Genomic DNA, 657 nt, shown 5'->3' with positions numbered 1-657 from the left:
TCCGAGGAACACGCGGTCGCTGAGGACGGCCCGGTAGCGCTGCACGAGCGAGCGGTGCTCGCGCTCGTGTCGGGCGGCGCGGGGCCGGGTCTCGACGACGAGCAGGCCGACGGCCGCGACGACCAGCACGCCGTAGGCGGCGAGGAAGACGAAGATCCCGCGCCAGTCCATGATCAGCAGCAGCTGCGAGCCGACGACCGGCGCGAGCACGGGCGCGAGGCCCGACACCAGGGCGAGCCGGGACAGCATCCGCACCAGCGGGCGTCCGCCGAAGAGGTCGCGGACCATCGCCATCGCGACCACGCCGCCCGCCGCCGCACCGGCTCCCATCAGGAAGCGGAAGACGCCGAGCGTGACGATCTCGGGGGCGAGCGCCGCGCCGACGCAGGCCAGGACGTGCAGCGAGGTGGCCAGGAGGATCGGCAGGCGCCGGCCGACCGCGTCGCTCCAGGGGCCCACGACCAGCTGGCCGAGCGCGAAGCCGAGGGTCGTGCCGGTGAGGGTCAGCTGAACCGCCGCCTCCGACACGTTCAGCTCGCTCTGCAGCGCGGGGAACGCCGGCAGGTAGAGGTCGATCGTGAACGGCCCGAGGGCGGTCAGCGAGCCGAGGACGATCACGTAGACGAGGCGCTGGCGGGCCGTCAGGGCGTCGCCCGG

1 protein-coding gene is annotated in these 657 nt (G+C 74.3%); it reads right to left on the bottom strand.

Translation table 11 applies throughout. The annotated features are described in order from the left end of the window. A partial coding sequence (locus C5C33_RS18115) for an MFS transporter (protein ID WP_146085829.1) occupies window positions 1–657 on the bottom strand: 657 nt, incomplete at both ends.

Source organism: Rathayibacter sp. AY1H3 (assembly GCF_002932015.1).
The sequence above is the reverse complement of the archived record's forward strand: the minus strand, read 5'-3'. Positions and strand labels throughout refer to the sequence as shown.